The 24824-nt window shown below is 70.3% G+C and carries 19 protein-coding genes; 12 read left to right on the top strand and 7 right to left on the bottom strand.

The annotated features are described in order from the left end of the window. Positions 1–11 precede the first annotated feature (11 nt). Entirely contained in the window at positions 12–3719 is a 3708-nt protein-coding gene (locus D458_RS0104870) for an ABC transporter substrate-binding protein (RefSeq protein ID WP_020480265.1), read from the top strand. A gap of 12 nt (positions 3720–3731) precedes the next feature. Beyond that, a complete protein-coding gene (pdxH, locus tag D458_RS0104865) occupies positions 3732–4382 on the top strand; it encodes a pyridoxamine 5'-phosphate oxidase (RefSeq protein ID WP_026119004.1) in 651 nt (216 codons plus the stop codon). Positions 4383–4445: 63 nt separating this feature from the next. On the opposite strand, the gene D458_RS0104860 is transcribed toward pdxH, so the two are convergent. Then, positions 4446–4979, bottom strand: coding sequence for a hypothetical protein (locus D458_RS0104860; protein WP_152521048.1), 534 nt, complete (start codon positions 4977–4979; stop codon positions 4446–4448). Between the two features lie 378 nt (positions 4980–5357). Between D458_RS0104860 and D458_RS0104855 the strand changes: the two genes are divergently transcribed. The 6 genes from D458_RS0104855 to D458_RS0104830 all read left to right on the top strand — a co-directional run bounded on the left by D458_RS0104855 (position 5358) and on the right by D458_RS0104830 (position 12179). After that, entirely contained in the window at positions 5358–6056 is a 699-nt protein-coding gene (locus D458_RS0104855) for a metal-dependent transcriptional regulator (protein ID WP_017585601.1), read from the top strand. A 152-nt stretch (positions 6057–6208) separates the two neighbouring features. Continuing rightward, a complete protein-coding gene (locus D458_RS0104850; protein ID WP_017585600.1) occupies positions 6209–8497 on the top strand; it encodes a SpoIIE family protein phosphatase in 2289 nt (762 codons plus the stop codon). Between the two features lie 106 nt (positions 8498–8603). Beyond that, complete coding sequence (locus D458_RS0104845) at positions 8604–9497, top strand: ABC transporter substrate-binding protein (RefSeq protein ID WP_017585599.1); 894 nt, start codon at positions 8604–8606, stop codon at positions 9495–9497. Further along, a complete protein-coding gene (locus D458_RS0104840) occupies positions 9494–10354 on the top strand; it encodes an amino acid ABC transporter permease (protein WP_017585598.1) in 861 nt (286 codons plus the stop codon). The genes D458_RS0104845 and D458_RS0104840 overlap by 4 nt, the downstream gene beginning before the upstream one ends. Positions 10355–10374: 20 nt before the next feature. Continuing rightward, a complete protein-coding gene (locus tag D458_RS0104835; protein WP_051049592.1) occupies positions 10375–11163 on the top strand; it encodes an amino acid ABC transporter ATP-binding protein in 789 nt (262 codons plus the stop codon). Between the two features lie 245 nt (positions 11164–11408). Next, the gene (locus D458_RS0104830) at positions 11409–12179 is read left to right on the top strand and encodes an NPP1 family protein (protein ID WP_017585596.1); all 771 of its coding nucleotides are present in this window, start codon (positions 11409–11411) and stop codon (positions 12177–12179) included. A 227-nt stretch (positions 12180–12406) separates the two neighbouring features. Here the strand turns inward: D458_RS0104830 and D458_RS36895 are convergent, their stop codons facing one another. Next, on the bottom strand, positions 12407–12574 hold the full coding sequence (locus D458_RS36895) for a hypothetical protein (RefSeq protein WP_017585595.1): 168 nt from the start codon (positions 12572–12574) through the stop codon (positions 12407–12409). Positions 12575–12655: 81 nt separating this feature from the next. Further along, the gene (locus D458_RS0104820) at positions 12656–13798 is read right to left on the bottom strand and encodes an acyl-CoA dehydrogenase family protein (RefSeq protein WP_026119002.1); all 1143 of its coding nucleotides are present in this window, start codon (positions 13796–13798) and stop codon (positions 12656–12658) included. A 237-nt stretch (positions 13799–14035) separates the two neighbouring features. Between D458_RS0104820 and D458_RS0104815 the strand changes: the two genes are divergently transcribed. Continuing rightward, positions 14036–16078 carry an MDR family MFS transporter gene (locus D458_RS0104815; protein ID WP_017585593.1) on the top strand — a complete coding sequence of 681 codons (2043 nt, stop codon included), beginning with the start codon at positions 14036–14038 and terminating at the stop codon, positions 16076–16078. A gap of 151 nt (positions 16079–16229) precedes the next feature. Here D458_RS0104815 and D458_RS0104810 read toward each other — a convergent pair whose 3' ends face one another. Further along, positions 16230–16877, bottom strand: coding sequence for a DUF6928 family protein (locus D458_RS0104810; RefSeq protein WP_017585592.1), 648 nt, complete (start codon positions 16875–16877; stop codon positions 16230–16232). Between the two features lie 187 nt (positions 16878–17064). Between D458_RS0104810 and D458_RS0104805 the strand changes: the two genes are divergently transcribed. From D458_RS0104805 to D458_RS0104800, 3 genes are all read left to right on the top strand, one after another. Next, the gene (locus tag D458_RS0104805; RefSeq protein ID WP_017585591.1) at positions 17065–18207 is read left to right on the top strand and encodes an acetyl-CoA C-acetyltransferase; all 1143 of its coding nucleotides are present in this window, start codon (positions 17065–17067) and stop codon (positions 18205–18207) included. 113 nt (positions 18208–18320) lie between these two features. Next, entirely contained in the window at positions 18321–18629 is a 309-nt protein-coding gene (locus D458_RS35250; RefSeq protein WP_083936238.1) for a toxin-antitoxin system HicB family antitoxin, read from the top strand. Between the two features lie 10 nt (positions 18630–18639). Then, positions 18640–19149 (top strand): type II toxin-antitoxin system VapC family toxin, encoded by a 510-nt coding sequence (locus tag D458_RS0104800; RefSeq protein ID WP_239647887.1) that lies wholly within the window; start codon positions 18640–18642, stop codon positions 19147–19149. Positions 19150–19153: 4 nt separating this feature from the next. On the opposite strand, the gene D458_RS0104795 is transcribed toward D458_RS0104800, so the two are convergent. From D458_RS0104795 to D458_RS0104785, 3 genes are all read right to left on the bottom strand, one after another. Further along, positions 19154–20386: a winged helix-turn-helix domain-containing protein gene (locus D458_RS0104795; RefSeq protein ID WP_026119001.1), complete on the bottom strand. Its 1233-nt coding sequence runs from the start codon at positions 20384–20386 to the stop codon at positions 19154–19156. A gap of 87 nt (positions 20387–20473) precedes the next feature. After that, positions 20474–22414 (bottom strand): acyl-CoA dehydrogenase family protein, encoded by a 1941-nt coding sequence (locus D458_RS0104790; protein WP_017585588.1) that lies wholly within the window; start codon positions 22412–22414, stop codon positions 20474–20476. A gap of 381 nt (positions 22415–22795) precedes the next feature. Next, positions 22796–24781, bottom strand: coding sequence for a zinc ribbon domain-containing protein (locus D458_RS0104785; RefSeq protein ID WP_017585587.1), 1986 nt, complete (start codon positions 24779–24781; stop codon positions 22796–22798). Positions 24782–24824: the final 43 nt, after the last annotated feature.

The following is a 24824-nucleotide window of genomic DNA, read 5'->3' as shown; positions in this document are numbered from 1 at the left end:
GGATCTTTCGAGTGTCCGACCAGACACCCGGTCACCGATCGGACGGTACCGCTGAGGGGACCGAGGACTCACCCGGTTTCCTCAGGGTCTTCGACCATCTGCGCTCACGTCCGGGGCGGAGCCTGTACCGGCGGCTGCGCCGGATGGAGGCACGCGTGGCCCGGCGGCTCCCGGCGGGCAAGGGCGACCACCAACGCGGTGACCTGGCCGAACCCCCGCCCGTGCTCGACCTGGTCCTCGACCGCCCCGAGGACCGTGCCGAGGTCCGCCGCATGCTCGTCGACCGGTGCGGCGTCGACCCGGTGTGGGTCCTGTCCACGGGAACCACCGACGGGGCCGCGGATTCCGACGGGAGTGCGGGGCACCAGGAAACGGGGGACGACACCGGTTCGGCGAAGGGCACACCCGGCCGGAAACCGCGGTCCGGGCCCGCGGAACGGCTCCTGGGCCGCAGGGCTCGCCTCCTGCGCCTGCTCGCACGCCCGGAGCCGGCCGAGACCGTCCCGCGCGAGCTGCCCCGCCCCCGCTTCAACGCCACCGACTCCGACTCCGACGTCACCACCGACGAGCTCTACGACCTCATCGAACGCCTGGTGGACGGCGGGTTCGCCTGGCAGGACTCCCCGCCGGAACCGCCCCGGGGCCGCAGGCCCCCGCCCCCGCCGCGGCTGCCGCGGCTGCGCTCCCTGCTGTGGCTGCGCCGCTGCGATCTCACCGAGATCCGGAGCCGGACCAGCGGGGACCAGTCGGAGAAGACGTCCGAGCACGGTCGCCTGGAGAACTCCAGCCAGGCACAGATCGAGGTCGTCAACGGGCTGCGCAAGGCGCGGCTGCACAGCGCGGTCCGGCACCGCGACGACCTTCTGGACCGGGCCGGCCAGGCCGCCGACCGGCCCGGCAGCGTGGAACCCCCGCACCGATGGGAGATTCTCCGGGCCCGTGCCGTCGTGTACTGGCGCAGGATCGCGCACAGCGCCGCCGTGACCTCCCGCTGGGTCACCCGGGCCTCCCGGGTGGTCACCTTCGGCCTGGCCGACGAGAAGGTCCTCACCCCGATAGCGTTCATCCTCTCGCTCGTGGTCGCCGTGCTCCCCTTCGCCGCCGTCGGTTGGGCCGCCCAACAACTGAACGAGATCGTCTCGCTCGTGATCGGTCTGCTCCTGGCGGTCGTGTACCTGCTCACGGTTTTCTTCTTCTTCCTGCCCTGGCGGCCCTACCTGTGGCTCAACCACCACCGGTACGTCATGGACCGGGCCGGTATCAGCGGAGACAAGGAAGAGGGCGACGGGGGAGAGGGCGACGACACCGCCCCCGCACAGGGCGACGGGGGCCGGGGGCGTTTCGGCAGGCACCGGGCGCGCGGTGTCCACCTCCTCAACGAACTCCACCACCCCTTCCGCAACAAGGGCCGGATCGGCGGCGCCGACCAGTCGGAGAGGACCCGGCCGCCCGGCACCCACCAGATCGCGGTCAACGCCCTGCTCGACGACCTCCACCGGGACTACGGGGCGAACCGCAGGCGGGGCCGCTCCCGCCCCTCCCGGCCGGTGCTCGTCTACGACCAGCGGCGCCTGGACCGGGTCGGCCGCTACCTCATCCGGCTGATCGAGGACGAACGGCTGCGGCGGGCCGTCCCCGACCCCCTCCTGTTGGTACAGGTCCGCGACGACGGCAAGCAGGAACCGATCGTCGGCGGGCCGACCCCCGTCACCAGGCACGACCACCTGCCCGAGTTCGACGGAACCGACCGCCTCCCCACGACCGTTCGCAACTGGCTGCGCGAACGCCACCTCGCCGGGGCGCTGGGCGTCCGCCGGAACCTCACGCTGCGGGTCACCGAGCTGACGCCAGCCTGGAAGGAGAGGAGCTGGCGCTCCCAACCCACATGGGTGCTGACCCGACCCATGCGGGCCGGGGTCCTGACAGGCGCCGGAGCGGCGTCCACCGCCCTCCTCGTCCTGGTCGGCCTGATCATGGTCCCCGCACAGGTGCAGGCGCTCCGCCCCTGCGTGCAGGACGGGGTCCTCGAACCACCGGGCATCACCAGGATCGGGCGCGAGTGCGTCGGGGTGACCTTCGGCGACTTCGTGTTCAACGAACGCCTGGAGGAGGTCACCGACCTCATCCGGACGCAGAACGAGGCCGTCGACGCCTCGGGCGACCCCTACGTCACCGTCGCCCACATCGCCGAACTGGGCATCGCCGACCCCGAGGACCCCTCGCTGGCCGGGGTCCAGGGCGAGCTGATCGGCCTCGCCTACCAGCAGCGCGAGCACAATCGGCACCGGGACGCCAACCGGCCCGCCATCAAGCTCCTCATCGGCAACGCCGGCGAGGGCTGGGCGCACGCCATGACCACCGCGGAGGAGATCGTCGCCCGGGCGGAGAACAAGCGCCTCGGCATGGACCGCCCCATCGCCGCCGTCGGTTTCGGGCACAGCGTGGTCAACAACAGCCGCGCCGTCCAGAAGGTCGGCGAGGCGGCCCTGACGATGGTGGGCACCACGGCGACCTTCGACGACGTCGCCCAGTACGGCGACCGGGAACACAGCGAGTTCTACTTCCCGGTGGCCCCCTCCAACAGCCGGATCGCCGACCAGGCCGCCCACTGGGCGCGGAACGGCGTTCCCTGGAGCGACGCGGACGGCCGGGAGGCGGGGCTGCCCGCGCACGACACCGCGGTGGCGATCGCCAGCGCCGAGACGGACGCCGAAGGCGCCGAACACGAGCAGTACGGGCCGGACCTGGCCCGCAAGTTCATGTCGGCCTTCGTGGAAGGCGGTGGTGAGGTCTGGGCGGGCGCCGAGGACCTCGGCTCCGACAAGTACGACGACCAGGGGGTGCTGCTCTACCAGAGCGGCCACCTGGACACCGACACCACCTACAAGGAGCACCTGAACCGCCTGTGCTCGGACGACGACCCGCCCGACCTGCTGTACTACGCCGGCCGTTCGGACGACTTCACCCGGTTCTACCGTGACTTCATGCGGTCGGGCGGCGAGGAGTGCAACGGTGGCGGGACGACCATTCTCGGCGGTGACGACATCTCCAAGTTCGTCTCCGACTCCGAGGTGCTCATCGAGCGCAATTCCGTCCACCACCCGGTGTTCTACACCCCGCTCGCGCCCAGCGGCCCCTGGGGCGTCGAGGAGGGCGCTTCCGGAGGCAGCGACCAGGGGTTCTACGACGACATCGACGAACTCCTGACCGACCTCTACCAGGAGGACGAGGACGAAGGGGCGCCGGCGGCCGACGAGGGCGGCTCCGGCATGCCGCCCGCGGACCGGCTGCCCTCCATCGCCCACGCCGCGGTCGGCAACGACGCCCTGCTGGTGGTCTCCAACGCCCTTCCGGCCGTCGGGCTGACCCGGGAGGAACTGGCGGGCCGGAACCCCCTGCGGCGGCTCGGCCTGGTGCCGCTGCCCTTCCTGCACACCCAGGAGGACTACGAGGAGAAGCGGGACGCGCTGTTCGGCGCGGTCAAGACCTCCGGCACGTTCACCGGGGTCTCCGGGTACATCTCCTTCGACGCGGCCAACGACGGCAACTGGTTCGGAGGACGCATGGTGCAGCTGGTGCTCGTCGGGCCGCAGGTCCGCAACGACGAGACCGGGCGGACACAGCGTCAGCACGTCCTCCAGCGCTGCGGAATGCGCAACTCCGCCACCGCCGAGCCGGGACCGCAGTGCCTGCCCGTCAGCACGGAGGGGCAGGGGTGAGAGTATGCCCCTGTGGACCACCAGAACCCAGCCGATCTGCGGAAACCGTACATGGGTGAACCTCTGCGCCGCTCCGCTCTGGACGAGCATCCGATGACGCAGTTCCACCTGTGGTTCGGCGAGGCCTACGACTCCGGCCTCGCCGAGCCCAACGCCATGGTGCTGTCGTCGGTGGAGCCCTCCGGCATGCCCCGTTCGCGCACGGTGCTGATGAAGGGCTACGACCGCTCCGGCCTGCGCTTCTTCACCAACTACACCTCGCGCAAGGGACAGGCCCTGGAGGCCGACCGCCGCGCCTGCGTGGTGTTCCCCTGGCACGCGATCCGCCGCCAGGTCCTGATCGCGGGGTACGTGGAACGGCTCAGCGACGAGGAGAACGACCGCTACTTCGCCTCCCGTCCGCGCGGTTCCCAACTGGGCGCGTGGGCGAGCGAGCGCCAGTCCCAGCCGGTGTCCGACCGGACCGAGCTGGACCGCCTCTTCCACGAGTTCGACTCGGTGTGGCGGGCGGACGAGCCCATCCCCAGGCCCGCCTACTGGGGCGGTTTCCGGCTGATCCCCCGGGAGGTGGAGTTCTGGCAGGGCGGCGAGGACCGCATGCACGACCGGTTCCGCTACCTGTGGAGCGAGGGCGAGTGGGAGATCGAGCGCCTCGCCCCCTGAACGCCTCCGGGGAGCCCGGGAGTACCCGGGGTCCGGGCACTCCCGGCGGCGCGGCCGGAACTCCTAGGGAGCCCAGCGGACCTCGCGCAGGTGACGCTGGTGGACGGAGAACCTGTTCGCGTACCAGCGCTCGAAGTCGCCTCGGCGGCCCAGCTCCAGACCGCCCCACGTCAGGGGGTCGAGGAACAGGGTGGTGTAGGCGCCGAGGGAGAGTTCGAGGGCGGCCACCGTGCCCTTCCCGGGGTCGGAACGCGGGTCGAGGTAGTAGCGGGCCCCGGTGAGCGGACCCGCGCTCTCGAGCGCGGGGAAGTACAGGTCGGTCAGGTGCACGAGGGTGAACTCCTCACCCTCGTCGAGGAACTCGGTGACGTCGCGTTCGGCGTCGGACACGGAGTCGACCACCGACAACCGCACCACCACGTCATCGAGCGGCTGGTGGGCGCACAGGTAGGGGCCGGCCGCGGTGGACAGGTACACCCAGCGGTTGCGCAGGTGTGTCGCGGGGTGCTCGTCGCGGTTGACGTATCCGGGCACGAGGAGGCCCTCCACGGTCTGCTGGGAGAGCCAGTCCAAAACCTCGTCAACGGATGGTCCCATGAATCCGCGCTCCTGATCAGGGGTGGTGTTGGTCGCGTCGTACGTGCGTCCGGGAGGTGTCGGGGTCTCCGAGAGTTTTCCGCAAGGGTCTTTCGGATACTTCATGTTTCAACCAGCCAGCCTGTAGGCCTGTGACCTCGGACCCTTGACCGTCCCGGCGTGCACGGGCCGCTTGTGTCCACATCGTGAGACAGTGCCGAAATCCACGGTCGGTGCGCCACGATATGCTTGACGTATCGGTGGTCGCTCCCGCGGTCCTGCGGACGCCCCGGTCCCCACTCGGCCCCAGGGAATCACGTGGTCCCGGCCTGTGTTGTGAGAGACCTGCCGTGCCCGCACGTGACCGCGCGTCGGGCGCAGAGCCTTGGGAGGGGAGTCTTGACCGCACACGGGCTGATCGACACCACGGAGATGTACCTCCGTACGGTCTTCGAGCTCGAAGAGGAGGGCATCGTCCCGCTTCGGGCCCGGATCGCCGAGCGCCTGCACCAGAGTGGACCGACGGTGAGCCAGACCGTCGCCCGCATGGAGCGTGACGGCCTGCTGAGGGTCGAGAACGACCGACACCTCGTGATGACCGCTGAGGGGCGCAGGCTGGCCACTCACGTCATGCGCAAGCACCGGCTCGCCGAGCGCCTGCTCGTCGACGTCATCGGGCTGCCGTGGGAGGACGTCCACATCGAGGCCTGCCGCTGGGAGCACGTCATCTCGGAGGCGGTGGAGGAGCGTCTGGTGACGCTGCTCAACGCCCCGTCGGTGTGCCCGCACGGCAACCCGATCCCCGGCCTCGAGGAGCTCGGCCTGGAGGGTTACTCCCCCGAGCCGTTCACCGACGACTCCATCGTCCCGATGATCGACGCCGCCTCCAACACGGAGACCACCGTCACCGTGCGCCGCATCAGCGAACAGCTTCAGCCGGACGCGGACATCATGCTCACCTTGCGCAAATCCGGGGTACAACCGGGACAGGAAGTTGTACTTCGGGCTTCGGACGACGGAGTACGCGTCATCGGCGAGGACGGGAACACCGAACTCCCCGCCGACGTCGCCGGGCACATCTTCGTCGCCAAGCCGTGACGCGTCCGTACACGTTGATTGGTTGCTCATCGGGATTGTCTCATTGCGCTGCGGGAACGTTGACGGTGTTGCTACGCTCGCCCCAAGGTGCGGTCGTTCGGGGTACCCGGAGCGGGCATGTGTGCAGCTCATGACGGCGAGGTGGCGGCTAGATGACACGGTGGGGTGAGCCCTTCCGGGAGAGCGACGCGCTCGCCACGGCCGAGGTCGTCGACCAGGCCCAGATCGCCATCGTCGTCATCGACCGGTTCAGCCTCCTTCGCTACTGGAACCCGTACGCCCGCGAGCTCTTCGGGTTCGTCGGCGGGCGCGACTACGTCGGCCTGTCCCTGCTGGACATCGGCATCCACGAGTCCGACCGCGAACACGCCTCCCAGCTGGCCCGCCGCGTCCTGCGCGGTGAGCCGTGGGAGGGTACGTTCGCCGTGCTCAAGGGCGATTCCACCTGGATCCACGTGCGCGCCCAGGCCGTGCCCATGCGCGACGACACCGGCGAGATCGACGGCATCACCCTGATCGCCCGCGAGGCACTGCGCAGCGGCCGGGTCGAGGAGCAGTACGGCCTGCTCGAACGCATCGGCAGCCGCCTGGCCAGCTCGCTGGAGTTCGACTCCACCGTCAAGGGCGTGGCCGGGATCCTGGTGCCGCAGTTCGCCGACCACTGCTTCATCGACCTCTACGACCACGACCTGCTGGTCAGACAGGTCTCCGTGCACGCCGAGGGCTGGAGCCCGCCGCAGAACACCTGGTTCGACGTCGGTGACGAGGTCCGCTACCCCGAACGCCACTTCATCACCCAGGCACTGCGCCGGCTGGAGACGGTCGTCAGCAGCGACTACCTCTTCGAGAACTCACCCAACGACCGCTCCGACCGGGTCTCCCGCCAGGTCGGCGTCACCTCGGCCATCGCCGCCCCGCTGCGGGCCCGCGGGGAGGTCCTCGGTGTACTCACCCTGGCCCTGTCCGGCCTCTCACCGCGGCAGAAGAGCAGCTACGGCGGCTTCGACCGGGACCTGGTCGGCGCCATCGCCTCCCGGGTCGCCCTGGCCATCGACAACGCCCGCCTGTTCGAGGAGGAGCGCAGCACCGCGCTCGCCTTCCAGAACAGCTTGCTGCCCAGCGGTTTCCCGCCCCTGGACGGGCTGACCATGGCCCACCGCTACCTGCCCGCCGGGCCGCTCCAGGCACACGGGCACGGCGTCCAGACCCAGGTCGGCGGCGACTTCTACGACGCCATCCCGCTCTCCGCCGGACGGGTCGGGCTGGTCATCGGTGACGTCGAGGGCCGCGGCCCGCACGCCGCCGCCGTCATGGGCCAGCTGCGCGCCGCGCTGCGCGCCTTCGCCCAGGCCGACCGGGAACCCGCGGACATCCTGCGCGAACTCGACGAGTGGGTGCGCCAGCTCGGCACCCCCGACGGCAAGGGCGGCGTCTGGATCCCCAGCGTCAGCTGCCTCTACATGGTCTACGACGCCTGGTCCCGGGAGCTGTCCTACGCCAACGCCGGGCACGCCTCCCCGCTGCTCATCACCTCGGAGTCGGTCGAGGCCCTCGACCTGGAGGTCACCGACCGCATGCTGGGCGTCCGCGCCAAGGGCGGTTCCGGCGAGGACATCGTCTACCACCAGGCCCACCTGCGCCTGCCCCTCGGCGCCACCCTGGTCATGTACACCGACGGCCTGGTGGACCGGCGTCCGGTCGGCGGCCTGGCCGACCCCGAGCGCGCCCTGGAGCGGCTGACCGAACGGGTCTCCGAGGTCGCCGACAAGGACGTGGAACAGATCGCCGAGGCCGCCGTGCACAGCGTGCCCGGCGAGCTGGACGACGACACCGCGCTGCTGGTCGTGCGCACCCACTCCGAGGAGCTGGCGCTGCGCGAGGGCTGGTTCCCCTCGGAGGCCTCCACCGTGGGTGCCGCCCGCCACCTGGCGGCCGACACCTTCAAGGAGTGGGGGGTCGACCGCGACCAGGCCGAACTCGCCTGCCTGCTGGTCTCGGAGATCGTCACCAACGTGGTCATCCACGCCACCCCGCACCCGGTGCACCGAGAGTTCACCGGCAGCGGCGTCCTGGACTCGGAGACACCGCTCGACTCGGGCGGCGCCGACGAGTTCGACGAGGACTGGAGCGACCTGCTGGAGGCGGTCGCCGAGGAGGACGAGTCCACCGACGACCCCGGTGAGAAGGAGTTCCTGCTCCGCTTGCGCCGCGGCGCCAACGCCGTGTGGGTGGAGGTCTTCGACCACGACCTGCGCCTGCCCCGCATCCGCAGCGCCGCCGCCGACGACGAGGGCGGCCGCGGCCTGTACCTGGTCGAGCAGCTGGCCAGCCGCTGGGGTTCGCGCCCCACACCGGACGGCAAGGCGGTCTGGTTCGAGATGCCCATGCACGGCGAGGACGAGGTCGAGGTCGAAGAGGCCGAGAAGGACGACGAGGAGTGAGCGCGGCGCCCCGCTCCGGGGCGTGACGTAAACGACCTGGTTATGCACCGTTTTGGTCGCTAATGTGGGGAAATCATCGTCCCCCGCATGATCCCCGGAGTCCTCCATGCCCCTGCCCCCGCAGTTCGTCCGACCCTCCGCCTGGCTGGGCGCGGTCGCCGCCTCGGCCGTGCTGCTGGCCACCGCCTGCTCCCCCGAGGAGGAGGCGGCCGCCCCCGGGGGTGAGGACTCCGGCAGCGCCGCCTGCGAGCCCGGATCCCTGCCCACACTGGCCGAGGGAACGCTCACCGTCGGCACGGACAGCCCGGCCTACCCGCCGTGGTTCGTCGACGACGACCCCGCCAACGGGGAGGGGTTCGAATCAGCAGTGGCCTACGCGGTGGCCGAGGAGCTGGGGTACACCGCGGACCAGGTCGAGTGGACCGTGGTGACGTTCAACAACGCCATCGCCCCGGGGCCCAAGGACTACGACTTCGACATCAACCAGTTCTCCATCACCGAGGAGCGCCGCGCCGCGGTCGACTTCTCCCCGGCGTACTACGACGTCCGGCAGACGGTGGTGGCGCTCTCCGACGGCGAGGCCGCCGAAGCCGAGAGCCTGGCCGATCTCCAGGGCCTGGTGATCGGCGCCCAGGTGGGCACCACCAGCTACGACGCCCTGGTCGAGAGCATCGACCCGGACCAGGAGCCCCTGGTCTTCAACAACAACGACGACGCCAAGCAGGCCCTGGAGAACGGCCAGGTGGACGCGATCGTCTTCGACCTGCCCACCGCCTTCTACATCACGTCGGCGGAGCTGGAGGACGCGGAGATCGTCGGTCAGCTGCCGCTGACCGGCGCGGAGGACGAGGAGGAGCAGTTCGGGCTGGTCCTGGACCTCGACTCGCCCTTGACGGACTGCGTCGGCGCGGCCGTGGACACCCTGCGGGAGGACGGCACCCTCGCCGACCTCGAACAGGAGTGGCTGGCCGAGGCCGCCGACGTCCCCGAACTGTCGTGATCGGCCCGGGAGAGCCGTACGTCCCCAGCGTCCTGGAGAACGAACGCACCGCGTTCCGCCGCCGCCAGAGTGTGCGTTCGGTCCTGGTCGGCGCTCTGTCCACCGCGCTGCTGGGCGCCGTGCTCATCACCGTGGTGGTCGGCTCACCCGGCTGGGAGCGGGTCCGGGAGACCTTCTTCGACCTGGGTGTGGCCCGCGACGCCCTTCCGGCGGTCCTCACCGGGCTCTGGCTCAACGTGCGCGTCCTGGTGTTCTGTGCGCTGGGCTCACTCGCGCTGGGGCTGGTCGTGGCGATCATGCGGACCCTGCGCGGTCCCGTGTTCTTCCCGCTGCGCGCGCTGGCCACCTCGTACACGTACGGGTTCCGGGGCGCCCCGCTGATCATCGTGCTGTACCTGATGACCTTCGGTGTGCCCGGGCTCCGGCTGGAGGGCACCCCCAGCGTGCTCGTGCTCGGCGGGATCGCCCTGGTCATCACCTACGGCGCCTACATCGCCGAGGTGTTCCGGGCGGGTATCGAGTCCGTCCACCCCAGCCAGATCGCCGCGGCCCGCTCGCTCGGGCTCACCTACCCCCAGACCATGCGCTGGGTGGTGCTGCCGCAGGCGGTGCGCCGGGTCTCACCGCCCCTGCTCAACGACATGGTGGCTCTGCAGAAGGACGTCGGGCTGATCTCCCTGGCCGGGCCGATCGACGCCATCCGGGCCGCGCAGATCGCCACCGCGCAGACCTACAACTTCACCCCGTACGTGGTGGCCGGGGTGCTGTTCGTGCTGATGGCGATCCCGTTGGTGGCGGTGACCGACTGGGTCACCGTGCGGGCCGCCCGCAGACAGTCCTCGGAAGGGGCCCGATGAGCCAGGTCGAAGGCGGCGCGATGAGTGAGCTGGAGCGGCTCTCACGGCTGGAGGACGGCGGTGGCGTCCCGGTGCTGCGGGCGCGCGGGGTCCGCAAGGAGTTCCGCGGGAACGTGGTGCTGGACGGGCTCGACCTCGACGTGCCCGAACACGGAGTGGTGGTGCTCATCGGCGCCTCCGGCTCCGGCAAGTCCACCCTGCTGCGCTGCGCCAACCTGCTGGAACCGATCAGCGACGGCTCGATCCACCTGGACGGCGAGCACGTCACCGACCCGAGGGTCGACCCGGACCGGGTGCGCCGACGGATCGGGATGGTCTTCCAGTCGTTCAACCTGTTCCCGCACATGACCGTGCTGGACAACGTCACCCTCGCCCCGCGCCGGGTGCACCGCCGACAGCGCGCGGAGGCCGAGGAACGGGGGCGCGCCCTCCTGGACCGGGTCGGCCTCCTGGACAAGGCCGCGGAGTACCCGGACCGGCTCTCGGGCGGGCAGCAGCAGCGGGTGGCGATCGTCCGCGCACTGGTCAACTCCCCGCGACTGCTCCTGCTGGACGAGGTCACCAGCGCCCTGGACCCCGAGCTGGTCGGTGAGGTGCTGGACCTGGTCCGCGGGCTCCGCGAGGACGGGATGACCATGCTCCTGGCCACGCACGAGATGGGGTTCGCCCGGCAGGTGGCCGACACCGTGTGCTTCCTCGAGGGTGGACGCATCCTCGAACAGGGGCCGCCGGAGCGGGTCCTGGGTGACCCGACCGAGCCGCGCACCCGTCAGTTCCTCCAGCGGATCATTGATGCCGGGCGGCTCTGATCCGACCTCGGGGTCCTTTTCCGCTGGTCGGGGACAGTGTCGCGGCAAACCTGTTTTCGGCTGTGAAAAAAATGCTCCTTACCCTCCTTGATTGTCTGTAGTCGGCTCGTTACTTTATTGGACAGTAAAGGATCGGACCGGCTTCGGTAATGGTGGTGCGCGCATTGTCCTTCGGGGAAGTGGAAACGGTTCAGGGTTCCCCGGGGGGCCTCATGGAACAAAGTCCCAATAGGTTCTCGGGGTCCGTGTCGCGTTCGCTGGGGCGCGGTCTGCGCGGCGGGGCGACGCTCCTCGGGGCACTGGGTCTGGTGGTCGCGCTCGCCGCTCCGGCCTTCGCCGAACCGCCGGACGCGCTTCCGGCTCATTCCTCCGAGGCCGAGGCGAAATGGCAGCCGGCCTTCGACTACGACACGGACGGCTGTTATTCCACCCCCGCCATCGGCCCGGACGGAAGTATCAACGGGGGGCTCAAGACCTCGGGGGCGCTGAACGGGAACTGCCGGGACAGGTCCGACCTGGACAACACCAATTCCTATTCCCGTGCCAGCTGCGACGGCAGCGGGTGGTGCGCCTACATGTACGCGCTCTACTTCGAGAAGGACCAGACCGTGCACGGTTGCTGCGGCCACCGGCACGACCTGGAACACGTCGTGGTGTGGGTGCTGGACGACGAGGCCCGGTACGTGTCCGCCTCCGCCCACGGGGACTACGACACCCGTGCCGCCGGGGACATCCTGTGGGAGGGCAGCCACCCCAAGATCGTCTACCACAAGGACGGCGCCTCGACTCACGCCTTCCGGTTCGCCGCCGGTCACGACGACCCGCCGGAGAACCACTACGGCGAGTGGCAGTACCCGGACCTGGTGGGTTGGGACGGGTACCCGGAGGGCATCCGGGACCTCTTCGTGGCGGCCGACTTCGGAGCCGCCCAGCTCGACCTGAAGGACGACCGGTTCGGTGACTCCCTGGCCAAGGCGCTCCCCGACGGGATCGACTTCGACCCGTACGCCCCCTGATCCCAGGCCCGCCGGCTCTCCGCCCCGTTCCCCGATCCGCCCCTGACCCGCCGGACCACCACGGTCGGGCACGGTCGTACGGTCCTTACCCGCCTTCGGACCGTCCGGCGCCCCGGCCTTCCCCCCGGACGCCGAAGGGCCCGCCGCTCCCGGATGAGGTGCTGGGAGCGGCGGGCCCTCGGTGCGTCCGGGCCCGGGGAGCCGTCAGGACCGGCCCCGGGCCGGGTTCAGCGATAGGAGTTGGCCCACAGCAGCAGGCACACGAAGACGAAGAACACCACGATGCCGCTGGTTGCCCAGGGGATGTGGATCCTGGGCCGGAGCTTGCGCACGAGGATGACGAGCAGTACCACCAGCAGCCCCATCACGATGAGGCCGTCCCACGATCCGCTCATGACCGGACCCTTCCGAACGGGGGTTGGGGCGTGTTCGACGGACACACGCCCTGGGGCGTGCCCGGCGGACGCGCACCCGGGCTACAGGCCCAGGCCCCTGCCCACGATCTCCTTCATGATCTCGGTGGTGCCACCGTAGATCGTCTGAACGCGGGTGTCCTGCCAGGCCCGTGCCACGGGGTATTCCATCATGTACCCGTACCCGCCGTGAAGCTGGAGGCAACGGTCCATGACCCGGTTGCACATCTCGGTGGTCCACCACTTGGCCTTGGCGGCGTCCTCGACGGTCAGCTCACCCTTGTTGAGCAGCTCGACGCCCCGGTCGACGTAGGTACGGCCCAGGTCCACCTCGGTCGCCAACTCGGCCAGGACGAAACGGGTGTTCTGGAAGCGCCCGATCGAACGGCCGAAGGCGGTGCGCTCACGGCAGTAGTCGATGGTGTGCTGGAGCATGTAGTCGGCCGAGGCGACCGCGCAGGTGGCGATCGACAGCCGCTCCTGGGGAAGGTTCTGGAGCAGGTGGATGAAGCCCTGGCCCTCGGTGCCGATCAGGTTGGCGGCCGGGACGCGCACGTTGTCGAAGAACAGTTCGGCGGTGTCCTGCGCCTTCATGCCGATCTTGTCGAGGTTGCGGCCCCGCTCGAAACCGGCCATGCCCCGCTCCACGGCGATCAGGGAGAAGCCCTGTGCTCCGGCCTCGGGGTCGGTCTGGCAGACCACGACGACCAGGTCGGCGTTGATGCCGTTGGTGATGAAGGTCTTGCTGCCGTTGACGACGTACTCGTCCCCGTCGCGCACGGCGGAGGTCTTGATCCCCTGGAGGTCGCTGCCGGTACCGGGCTCGGTCATGGCGATCGCGGTGATCAGCTCGCCGCCGGCGAAGCCGGGCAGCCAGCGCTTCTTCTGCTCGTCGGTGGTCAGCCCCACCATGTAGGGCGCCATGACGTCGTTCTGGAGGGTGACGCCCAGGCCGCTGCCGTGAGCCCGGCAGATCTCCTCGTTGACGATCTGGTTGTACCGGTAGTCGTTCAGCCCGGTGCCCCCGTACTCCTCGGGGACGCCGTGGCCGAGGAGGCCGACCTCGCCGGCCTTCACCCACACCTCGCGGGGCACGATGCCGTCCTTCTCCCACTGGTCGTGGAAGGGGACGACCTCCCTCTTGAGGAACTCGGCCACCGATTCGCGGAAGAGGTCGTGGTCGGCGTCGAAGAGTTCCCGCTGCATGCTCTGCTCCGGAAGGGTGTCGGGGATCACTGGTGTTCCCACACGGTAACCGAATCGCGTTCGGTTTTGAAGGGCAGGGGGCAAGCCGGGGCAAAGTTACGGGCCGGGCGGGCGGTTCCTGATGGTTTGGCGGGGTTGGCTTCCTAGGGTGGCCGCAGCAGGGTAGTGGAGGCAGTAGGCCTGCCGCCGCAGCAGGGCCACGGCGTGCGCGGTGGCTTCGATCCGGGAGGCGAACCGATGTCACAGAGCACCGCCGACCAGCGCGAGCACCATGAACGGGGCGAACCCCACGGGGGGCGGATCGCGCTCATCATGACCGCTCTCATGCTCGCCGTCCTGCTCTCGGCGCTGGACCAGACCATCGTCTCCACCGCCCTGCCGACGATCGTCTCCGACCTCGGCGGCCTCAACCACCTGTCCTGGGTGATCACCGCCTACCTGCTGGCCGTCACCGCCAGCACCCCGCTCTGGGGCAAGCTCGGCGACCAGTTCGGCCGCAAGAAGCTGTTCCTGTGGTGCATCGCGATCTTCCTCGTGAGCTCGGCGCTGTGCGGCATGGCGCAGGACATGCTCCAGCTGGTTCTGGCGAGAGGGCTCCAGGGGATCGGCGGCGGCGGTCTCATGGTGCTGGCCTCGGCGATCATCGGCGACGTCGTCTCACCCAGGGAACGCGGCAAGTACCAGGGCCTGTTCGGCGCGGTCTTCGGCGTCTCCAGCGTGGCCGGGCCCCTGCTGGGCGGCCTGTTCGTGGACCACCTGTCCTGGCGGTGGGTGTTCTACGTGAACCTCCCGCTGGGGCTGGTCGCCTTCCTCACCGTCCTGGCCGTGCTGCCCCGCCAGACCCCGGCGGGCCGCCAGAGCATCGACTACGCGGGCATCGTGCTGCTCGCCGCCACCGCGGTCTGCCTCACCCTCGTGGCCTCCTGGGGCGGCAGCCTCTACGCCTGGCTGTCCTGGCAGATCATCACCCTGGCCGTGGCCGCCGCGGTCCTGGGCGTGGGCTGGTGGCTGACCGCCCGCCGGGCCGACGACCCGGTCATGCCGCTCAGCCTGTTCCGCAACCGGACCATCGTCGTCGCCATGTCCATCGGCTTCTGCGTGGGCTTCGCGATGATGGGTTCGATGGCGTTCCTGCCGCTGTTCCTCCAGGTCGTCCACGGGCTCTCACCGACCGCGTCGGGCCTGCACCTGCTCCCGATGGTGGTGGGCATGCTCATCACCTCCATCACCAGCGGCCGCCTGGTGACGAGGACCGGCCGCTACAAGGTCTACCCGATCGCGGGGATGGCGCTCACGGCGATCGGCCTCTACCTGATGTCCGGCATGGGCGCGGACAGCTCCCTGGTGGAGATGGGGGCCTACTTCTTCGTCCTGGGCGCCGGGCTGGGCCTGGTGATGCAGGTGGTGGTGCTGGTGGTGCAGAACGCCGCCTCCTACGACGACCTGGGTGTGTCGACCTCCGCGGCGACCTTCTTCCGGTCCATCGGCGGGTCCTTCGGTACGGCGGTGTTCGGTGCGGTGTTCGCCGGACAGCTCGCCTCGAACCTGGCGGCCCGGGCCGGGCAGGCCGACATGCCGCCGGGGGTGGACGCGGCCTCGCTGGAGAGCGACCCGAGCGCCATCGACCGGCTGCCGCCGCAGGTCCAGGCAGGCTTCCTGGACGCCTACGCCGACGCCATCGACATGGTGTTCCTGTGGGCGGTCCCGGTCGCCCTGGTCGGCTTCGTGCTGGCCCTGTTCCTGCGCCAGGACCGGCTCCGCACCACCATCAGGGCCGCGAACCTCGACGAGTCGGTGTCCCCGGTGGCGTCGCCCAGCCGTTCCGCGATGGCCGAGGTGGAGCGTGAGATCTACGCGGCCTGCGGGGCCGAGGGCGCGGAGACGATGTACGCGCGGCTGCGCGAGGCGGGCGGGCTGGAGGTCTCCACGGAGGCCTGCTGGGCGCTCAGCCACATCGGGGTCAGGGGGCCGATGAGCGCGGCGGACCTGAACCGGATGTCCGGGTTGGACGCCTCCCGGTGGGAGGACGTCCACCAGGAGCTGCTGGACGCCGGATACCTCGCCAACCAGGACGAGCCCTGGGAGCTCAACTGGCGGGGCGAGGACGCCGTGCGGAACCTCTACGAGGCGCAGCGGACGGCGCTGCGCTCGCTGCTCGCCGACTTCGGTCCGGACGAGCACCCGGACGTGTTCGACGTCCTGGAGCGGGTCACCGGCAACACCCTGGGCGACGAGGGCGACGCCGCCCGCCTGCGCCACCACGAGCGCGGAGAGGGCTAGGTCCTGTTTTTCTGGATGCTTTCGCTCGTGTCGGCGGAGCCGACATCGGCGCGGGGAGAGGCCGCCTGGTTCCGCGAAGGCACTGCGCCGTAGGCGTCCGTCGAGGGTGGTGGCGGGCGACGGGTGGGCGGAATGATCCAAAAAACAGGGCCTAGCGCGGCCGGGGACAGGAGGAGGTGCGGAAACCGTCCAGAGCGACCCGTTCCGGTGCGAAGCCGTCCCCGGGCGGAAGGCCCTCGAACCAGAAGCCGAGCAGTGCCTCCGCCACGTCCCGGGCCATCTCCAGGGGATGGAAGGGCAACGGGTAGGGCGCTCCGCCGGGGAACCCGGGTTCGAGGCGGCGTTCGCCCGCCCAGTAGGGGGCTTCGCAGGGCAGCGGCTCCCCGATGTCCTCGGTGACCCCGTCTTCGGGGCAGACACTGAGCGAGCGCACCAGTCGGCCGTCGTCCCAGACCGCGAAGGCCAGCAGATCCACCACGCTGTGCACGCAGAGCGAGACGACGCGGCGGCCCCGGCCCGCCGTCACCAGGTGCGGAGGCAGCTTCGACCCCGGCAGGAACAGGTCCTGGGCGCAGACGATCTCCAGCCCCGGGAAGCGGGCGGCGTAGGTGATTCCCTCGGGCGGGTAGCCGACCCCGTCCAGCGACCCGGCCCCCACCGGTTCGGGCTCCCCGACCCGGTCCGGGAAGGTGCTCCGGACCAGATCGGCCGAGCCCTGGGGCAGGACGTCCATCGCGTGCCGCAGGGCAGCGGTGGTGTCGCCGTCGGAACGGAGGAGCATGCTGGCCTTGGCGCCCACGGTCGCTCGCCTCTCTTCGTCACTGTGGTCCGTCTTCCGGAAGGCTCGGAACTCTAGCCGACAGCACCGACCTTCGGTTGCTGAGCTGGGCGGGAACCGGGAAAACGGGGGGCGGGGTCTTGCCAGGAACCCAAAACCGAATACAGTTCGGTTCAGACGTCACATTCCACGCCCCTTGGAGGACCCAGTGGCTGAGGCCTACATCGTCGGTGCGGTACGCACCCCCGTCGGCACGAAGAAGGGCGCCCTGGCCGCCGTGCACCCGGCGGACCTGGGGGCGCACGTCCTCAAGGAGCTCGTCGAGCGCACCGGGGTCGACCCCGGTGCGGTCGAGGACGTCATCATGGGCGTGGTCAGCCAGGCCGGTCCGCAGGCCCTGGACCTGGCCCGCACCGCGTGGCTGTCCGCCGGTCTGCCCGAGACCGTGCCCGGGGTGACCATCGACCGCCAGTGCGGCTCCTCGCAGCAGTCCATCCACTTCGCCGCCCAGGGCGTCATGTCCGGCACCCAGGACCTGGTCGTGGCGACCGGCGTGGAGAACATGGGCATGGTCCCCATGGGCGCCAACGTCCAGTTCGCCATCGACAACGACCTCCCGCTGTACGGCGAGGGCTGGATCGAGCGGTACGGCTTCCAGGAGATCTCCCAGTTCCGCGGCGCCCAGCTCATGTGTGAGAAGTGGGGCTACAAGCGCGAGCAGCTGGAGGAGTTCGCGCTGGAGAGCCACAAGCGCGCCGCCGCCGCCCAGGAGGCCGGTTACTTCGACTCCCAGATCGCTCCGATCGCCGGGGTGGCCAAGGACGAGGGCATCCGCCCCGACACCACCATGGAGAAGATGGCCGGGCTCAAGCCGCTGCGTGAGGACTGGGAGCTCACGGCCGCGGTCGCCAGCCAGATCTCCGTGGGCGCCGGGGCGCTGCTCATCGCCTCCGAGAAGGCCGTCGAGCGGCACAACCTGACCCCGCTGGCCCGCATCGTCCAGCTGTCGCTGGTCGGCGACGACCCGGTCTACATGCTCACCGCGCCGATCCCGGCGACCAAGATCGCCCTGGAGAAGGCCGGTCTGAGCATCGACGACATCGACGTCACCGAGATCAACGAGGCCTTCGCCCCGGTCCCGATGTCCTGGATCGACGAGCTCGGCGCCGACCCGGCCAAGGTCAACCCGAACGGCGGTGCCATCGCCCTGGGCCACCCCCTGGGCGCCACCGGCTCCGTTCTGATGACCAAGCTGGTCAACGAGCTGCAGCGCACCGGCGGCCGCTACGGCCTCCAGACCATGTGCGAGGGCGGCGGCCAGGCCAACGTCACCATCATCGAACGCGTCTGACCCAGGCACGAACACGACGGGCCGCGCACCGGCACCAGGGTGCGCGGCCCGCTCTCGTATCCGATTCGGAAAAGACCTTTGATAGCAGGCATGCATGCATCTAGCATGCAGTCATGAGCCAGATGACGTGGAGAACAGAAGAAGAGCTGATGCACAGAGTCAAGTGCTCGGCGGAACGACGCGGTGTCAGTCTGAACGAGTACGTCACCCGAGTGATGCGTGCGGCTACCGATCCTGACCTGGAGAGTGACGAGGCCCAAGCCGTCCGGGCCAAACTCGCGCAGGCCGGGCTGCTGGATGTCTCCGGGGCCCCGCGTTCCCGACCGAGCCGTGAGGCCGTCGAGAAGGCCCGCCGCGCGGCAGCAGGGGGAACTCCGTTGGAGGATCTTGTGGCGGAAGGGCGCGATGAGCGTTTTCGCTGACACATCCGCTGTGGTCAAGCTCTACGCGGATGAACACGCCAGTAGCGAGGTCCGTGACTTGGCGGGTCCTCTGGTGGTATCACAGATGACCAGGGTTGAGCTTCCAGCCGCCCTTTGGCGCAAGCACCGGATGGGGGAACTGGGTGTTGAGGACACCCGGATCCTGATTGCTGACTTCGAGGCCGACTACTTCGGTACGCCCGGTGAGGAGCGACGTTTCTCCGCTGTCAGGATCACGGCCGAGATCCTCGAGGAAGCAGTCCGGCTGACGGCGGTGCACGGTCTGAGAGCGTACGGCGCGGTGCAGCTCGCCTCCGCGAAAGCCGTCCGGTCGGCTGACCCGAGCTGTACTTCATGTGCGGTGTTCGACAAGAACCTGCGTGCGGCCGCCGCGATGGAGGGGTTCACCCCGTTGCCCGGAGAGGCTTCCCGAGGACAAAACCTTGTCGAACGGCTGCGAGGGAAGAGCGACACCGGGATGACCACCGACGAGATCATGGACCTCACCCGCGGGGAGTGAGGCGTCAGCGGACAGGGTCGGTCAGCCCTTCGCCGGCCACTCCGTTCTCCAGGCCGAGCCAGGCGGCCATCTCCTCCAACTGCTCCACCAGTTCGGGCACGGTGTCGGCGGGGGCGTCCTCCTCCAGGGTGACCCGGCGGGCCAGCAGGGTGCCCGAGGCGCGGTCGGCCTTCAGGTCGACGCGGGCGACCAGGTCCTCGCCGAGCAGGAACGGCAGCACGTAGTAGCCGTGCACGCGTTTGGCGGCGGGCACGTAGATCTCCAGGCGGTACCGGAAGCCGAACAGCTCCTCGGCGCGGTCGCGGGTCCACACCAGGGAGTCGAAGGGGCTCAGCAGGGCCCGGGCGTCCACCTTGCGCGGGACGCGGGCGTCCTTGTGCAGGTAGGCGGGGCGGTCCCAGCCGCGCACCGTGACCGGGACCAGCTCACCGGAGTCCACGAGGTCGGCGACGGCGGCTCTGGACTCGCTGCCCTTGAGCCGGAAGTAGTCGCGCAGGTCGGGTTCGGTGGCGATCCCGTGGGCGCGGGCGGCCACGGCCACCAGCTCGCGGTGGGCCTCCTCCGGGGTGGGGTGCGGCAGCGCGTGGACGTCGGCGGGCAGGACGCGCTCGGGAAGGTCGTAGCGGCGCTCGAACTGGGTGTTGCGGCCGTTGGAGGTGAGGTCGCCGATCCAGAACAGGTACTCCAGGCACTTCTTGACCTCGGACCAGTTCCAGCCCCAGTGGTCCTTGGCGCGCGGCACGTCGTGGGCCAGGGCGGCCTCGACCTCTCGGGCGGTCGCCGGGCCGATCCGGGCCACCTCCTCGTGCACCGCCTTGACCAGCTCGGGGCTCTTCTCCCGGATGCCGTTCATCCACCCCACGTGCTCCTGGGCGCGGTTGCGTTCCATCCGGTACCGCATGAGGCGGTGGGTGGCAGGCGGCACCAGGCTCGCCTCGTGCGCCCAGCACTCGACCAGCCGGGCCGGGCTGTTGCCCGCGGCGGTGGTGGTGGCCCGGTCCAGCAGGGCGGTCGAGTAGCCGCCCAGCCGCGCGAAGACCGGTAGGTACTGGCTGCGGGCCAGCACGTTCACGCTGTCGATCTGCAGCAGGCCCACCCGGCGCACGACGCGCGCCAGGTGGGCGAGGGTGGGTTCGGCGGCGGGCCTGGGGTCCTGGAAGCCCTGGGCGGCCAGGGCGATCCGACGGGCCTGGGGCAGGGAGAACTCCGCGTCGCGGCGGGGGTGCGGTGCAGCCATCTGATCACCGTAGCCCCCGCCCACGACATTTCCCGGGGGACGGACCTCCGGGGCGGTCCTCGCGGAGACGGCCGCCCCGGCCCGGTCTCACCCCATCCGGCGGTGCCGGTTCTCCTTCTCGGACGGCCCGGGGGCGGCGGGGGCGATCAGCGGCCCGGGCAGCGACGGGTCGATGACCCCCTCCTCCAACCAGGTGTAGGAGTCGTCCATCAGGCGGCGGGCGAGCTTGCCGTCCAGGTCGTCGGTGTTGGACCACAGCCCTTCGAAGAGAGCGTCGATCCGCAGCCGGGACTGGTGGCAGAAGACGTCGGCCAGCTCGAGCGGGGTGGTGCCGCGCTCGGGGTGGGCGTCCGCGTCGGAGCGGGCGCGGACCACCACGGCGCTCATCGCGAAGAGTTCGGCGCCGATGTCCACCACCCGGCCGAGGAAGCCCTGCTTGACCTCCATCCTCCCCTGCCAGCGCGACATCGCGTAGAACGTGGACCGGGCCAGCTTGCGCGAGGCGCGCTCGACGAAGCGCAGGTGCGGGGCGAGCGGCCCGAACTCCGCGAAGGCCGAGGGCACCTGGCCCTGCCCGACCACCAGGGTCGGCAGCCACCGGGCGTAGAACCCGCTCGCCCTGGCGGCGGCGCGCGCCTTGTCGGAGCGGCCGGCGTCGGGGTCGATGATGTCCCCGGCCACGGACAGGTGCGCGTCCACCGCCTCACGGGCGATCAGGAGGTGCATGATCTCCGTCGATCCCTCAAAAATTCTGTTGATGCGCAGGTCACGGAGCATCTGTTCGGCGGGCACCCCGCGTTCGCCGCGCGCGGCCAGGGAGTCGGCGGTCTCGAAACCGCGCCCGCCGCGGACCTGGACGAGTTCGTCGGCGACGGTGTACGCCATCTCCGACGCCCACAGCTTGGCGATGGCCGCCTCGATGCGGATGTCGTGGCGCTTGTCGTCGGCCATCTGGCTGGACAGGTCCAGCATGGCCTCCATGGCGTAGGCGGTGGCGGTGATGAAGGACAGCTTCTTGGCCACCTCCTCGTGCCTGCCGACCGGGCGGCCCCACTGCACGCGTTCACGCGCCCATTCGCGGGCGACCTTGGTGGCCCACTTGCCCGCGCCCGCGCACATGGCCGGCAGGGAGAGCCGCCCGGTGTTGAGGGTGGTCAGGGCGATGCGCAGCCCGTGCCCCTCCTCGCCGATCCGGTTGGCGGCGGGCACACGGACCCGGTGCAGGCGGGTGACCCCGTTCTCCAGCCCCTTGAGCCCCATGAAGCGGTTGCGGTGCTCCACGGTGATGCCGGGGGAGTCGCCCTCGACGACGAACGCCGTGATGCCGCCCCGGTGCCCGGGGCCCTCGGGAACGCGTGCCATCACCACGAGGAGCTCGGCGACCACGCCGTTGGTGGTCCACAGCTTGACCCCGTCCAGCACGTACTCCGAACCGTCCTCCGTGGGCGTGGCCGTGGAGTGCAGCCGTGCCGGGTCGCTGCCGACGTCGGGTTCGGTGAGCAGGAAGGCGCTGATGGCGCCGGCGGCGCAGCGGGGGAGGAAGGCGCGCTTCTGCTCGTCGGTGCCGAACATGGAGACCGGCTGGGGCACGCCGATGGACTGGTGGGCGGAGAGCAGGGCGCCGATCGCCGGTGAGACGGAGCCGACCAGCATCAGGGCACGGTTGTAGTAGACCTGTGTGAGGCCGAGACCGCCGTGTTCGGTGGGGATCTTCATCCCGAACGCGCCGATCACCCGCAGGGCCGCGATGGTCTCGTCGGGGATGCGTTCCTCGCGTTCGATTCGCTGCGGGTCGATGCCCTCGCACACCTCCCGGAGCCGGGCGAGGAAGGCCTCGCCCTGCCGGCGGGCGGGTTCGTCGGGGCGGGGGAAGGGGTGGACCAGCTCCAGGCGCAGGCGGCCCAGGTACAGCTCCTTGGCGAAGCTGGGCCGGCTCCACCCGCTCTCACGGGCCTGCTCCGCCACCTGGCGGGCCTGGCGTTCGTCGACTTCGGGTTGGGCCCCGGACTGTGGTTCGACCGTCGACATGGGCGCTTTCACCTCACTGAGGGAAGGGTCGATGTGGTCTGCATCACAGCCTTACCCGGGGGTAGTGGATCTGATGCTCACGACCGCCGGTGAGCCGGCCGGCCCGGCGGCCCGTGGTCTCCGAGGCGCGACGAAGCACCGGTTCGTGGCGGTGGGGGATCTTTCTCCCCTCTTCGGGACAAAAACCTTGCGCGCAATGCGAACCGTTTGCGGGGGTTGGCCGTCCAACGAGACGCGACGGAAACCAACCGAGCATGTGCCGGGAGTCGCCGAACCCCGGTGCGGAGGACGGCCGCACCGGGGTTCCTCATGTCCGCGCGGGCCGGGGTCGGCCCAGGACGTGTTTCCGGCCAGGTCGGGACGGGTCGTCGGTCGGATCCTCTAGCGTCTCTGATCTGCTTGGTGATCCTCGGTAAGACTGATGGTGTCTGAGGGAGGATCTGCCCACCGCGGTGGGGTGGCGTGGGCGTGCAGGTGGAAGCCCGCGCCCAGCGCCGCCCCTCTGGCCCGGTGCGGCCGGGTGGTGGGTGCGCTGATCGTTCTCACACCCTGGTGCCGGTGGGCTGCGCGAGGCAGCCCTGTCCGGCCCGGTGGTGCGTGTCCCTCCGGACGCTGGCCAGCACAACCCGAAGACCGTGTTGGGGAGGGAATCCCGCGTCGCCTGGGCGCGGGACGGTTGGTTCGGGGCCGGGTGGGTCCGGTCTTGGACCGGTCTTTGCGGCTGGCTTTCGGGATGGCTGTGCTGATGAGGGCCTTGGCTTCGAGCTGGTCCACGACCTTGCGGATCACCATGGTGCTGCTGGTTGTGTCCACGACGGTCGTGGTCTGGTGGGCGAGGCCGCGTGCGGCGATGCGTCGCCAGGCTCCTTGGTCGCGGTCGCCCTGCCACCCGCATTCAGGGTTGGGGCAGAGGGCCCATTTCCAGCCCGGCTCGGTGGGGCGGTCGGGAGCTTTGCGGTGCCTGAGTGGGACCAGGCAGTTCGGGCAGTGCTTGGAGGTGTTCGTGGGCGGCACGGTGACCACGGCGATGCCGATCTCGGCGGCCAGGTGGCGCATGCGCTCCGCGATGCGTCCACGCACGGTCTGGGACAGGCGGGTGTTGTGCGTGCGGCCCATGCCGCCGGCTTCCATCGATCGCAGGTCTTCGAGGTAGATGACCGTGGCCCCGGCGGCGAGGGCTTGGTCCACCGTCCAGCGGGCAGCGCTCCAGGCCAAAGCATGGTTGAGGGTGGAGCGGCGCTTTGAGACCTGCTCGATCTCTTTGGCGAGTACGGCGACCTTGCCCTCCAAGGCAGGGTCGGCCAGCCGTGTGTACTGGTCGGTCTTGGCGTGCAGTCGCTCGGACTGCTTGCGGAGTCGGTGCTGCTTGGCGAGCACCCCGGCGGCTCGGAACTGCCCGCCCGTGCCGAGCGCGGTGATGCGCCCGTCGTGGTGGAGTCGGGCCGCGCCCGCGCTGAGCAGGGTGTTCAGGCCCCAGTCCACGCCCAGGGCCACGGTGTGCCCGGAGCCCGACGCCTTGGGCACGGGGTGGGTGTAGGCGAAGTCGGCGCGTACCTTCCCGCCGAGGTTGCGCAGGGCGGGCAGGTGGAGCACGGCGTTGGCCGGGATCGTGGGCGGAAACGTGATCGGGCAGGCGACCCACGTCCAGTCCCGGTAGGAGGCGGGGTCGGGGCGGGTGGGGAGCTGCAACCGCAGCAGGGCCTTGGTCGGCTCGGTGGCGGAGCGTTCGATGGTGGCCTGCTGGGCGTCACAGGCGGACAGCAGCAGCATCCGCGGCACACTGGGCGACGGTTCCAGCTCGAACACATCAGCCGGGAGACGTTCGTGCTTACGCAGGTACGAGGTGATCTGGCGGGTACGGGAGCGGATCACGCTGGAGGGCAGGTACTCACCGCCCGGTATCGCAGCACGTACCGCTTCCCACTCGGCTTCGGTGCGCTTGGTCGGATCAGCGGGCCAGGTGGCCAGGACCCCGGCGACCACATCAGCGCGCCACTTCACCGACCGCACAGCGCGCCCGGCTAGCTCCTGGGCCATGCGCACGATCCGGTCGTTGACCCGCACACCCTGGGGCGGTGCGGTGGTCCAGCCCAGACGGCGCAGCGCCATCCACGCATTCGACGGAAGCTTGCGGCCTCCCGTATCCACCCCAGCGGCCAGCGTGTCCACGTCGGTGGTGTTCCAGCGCTCGCTGAGCAGGGAGGAGGCCATATGGGACACCAGGTCGGTGGCCCAGCCCACCCGCCTGGCCAGCACAGGCGCCGACAGGAGCTCACCGGTGTTCTCGTCCACCCCGGCGCGCAGCGCCGCGGGGGCGCACGCGGTGCGGCAGGTCTCACCCTCGGCGAGTGGGATCTTGCGGCTCACCGGTCGCTACCGGGCACGGTCCGGACCGGCGCACCCGGGCCGG

The organism is Nocardiopsis ganjiahuensis DSM 45031 (genome assembly GCF_000341085.1).
Classification (GTDB): domain Bacteria; phylum Actinomycetota; class Actinomycetes; order Streptosporangiales; family Streptosporangiaceae; genus Nocardiopsis; species Nocardiopsis ganjiahuensis.
This window is presented reverse-complemented; position numbering and strand designations above follow the sequence as displayed.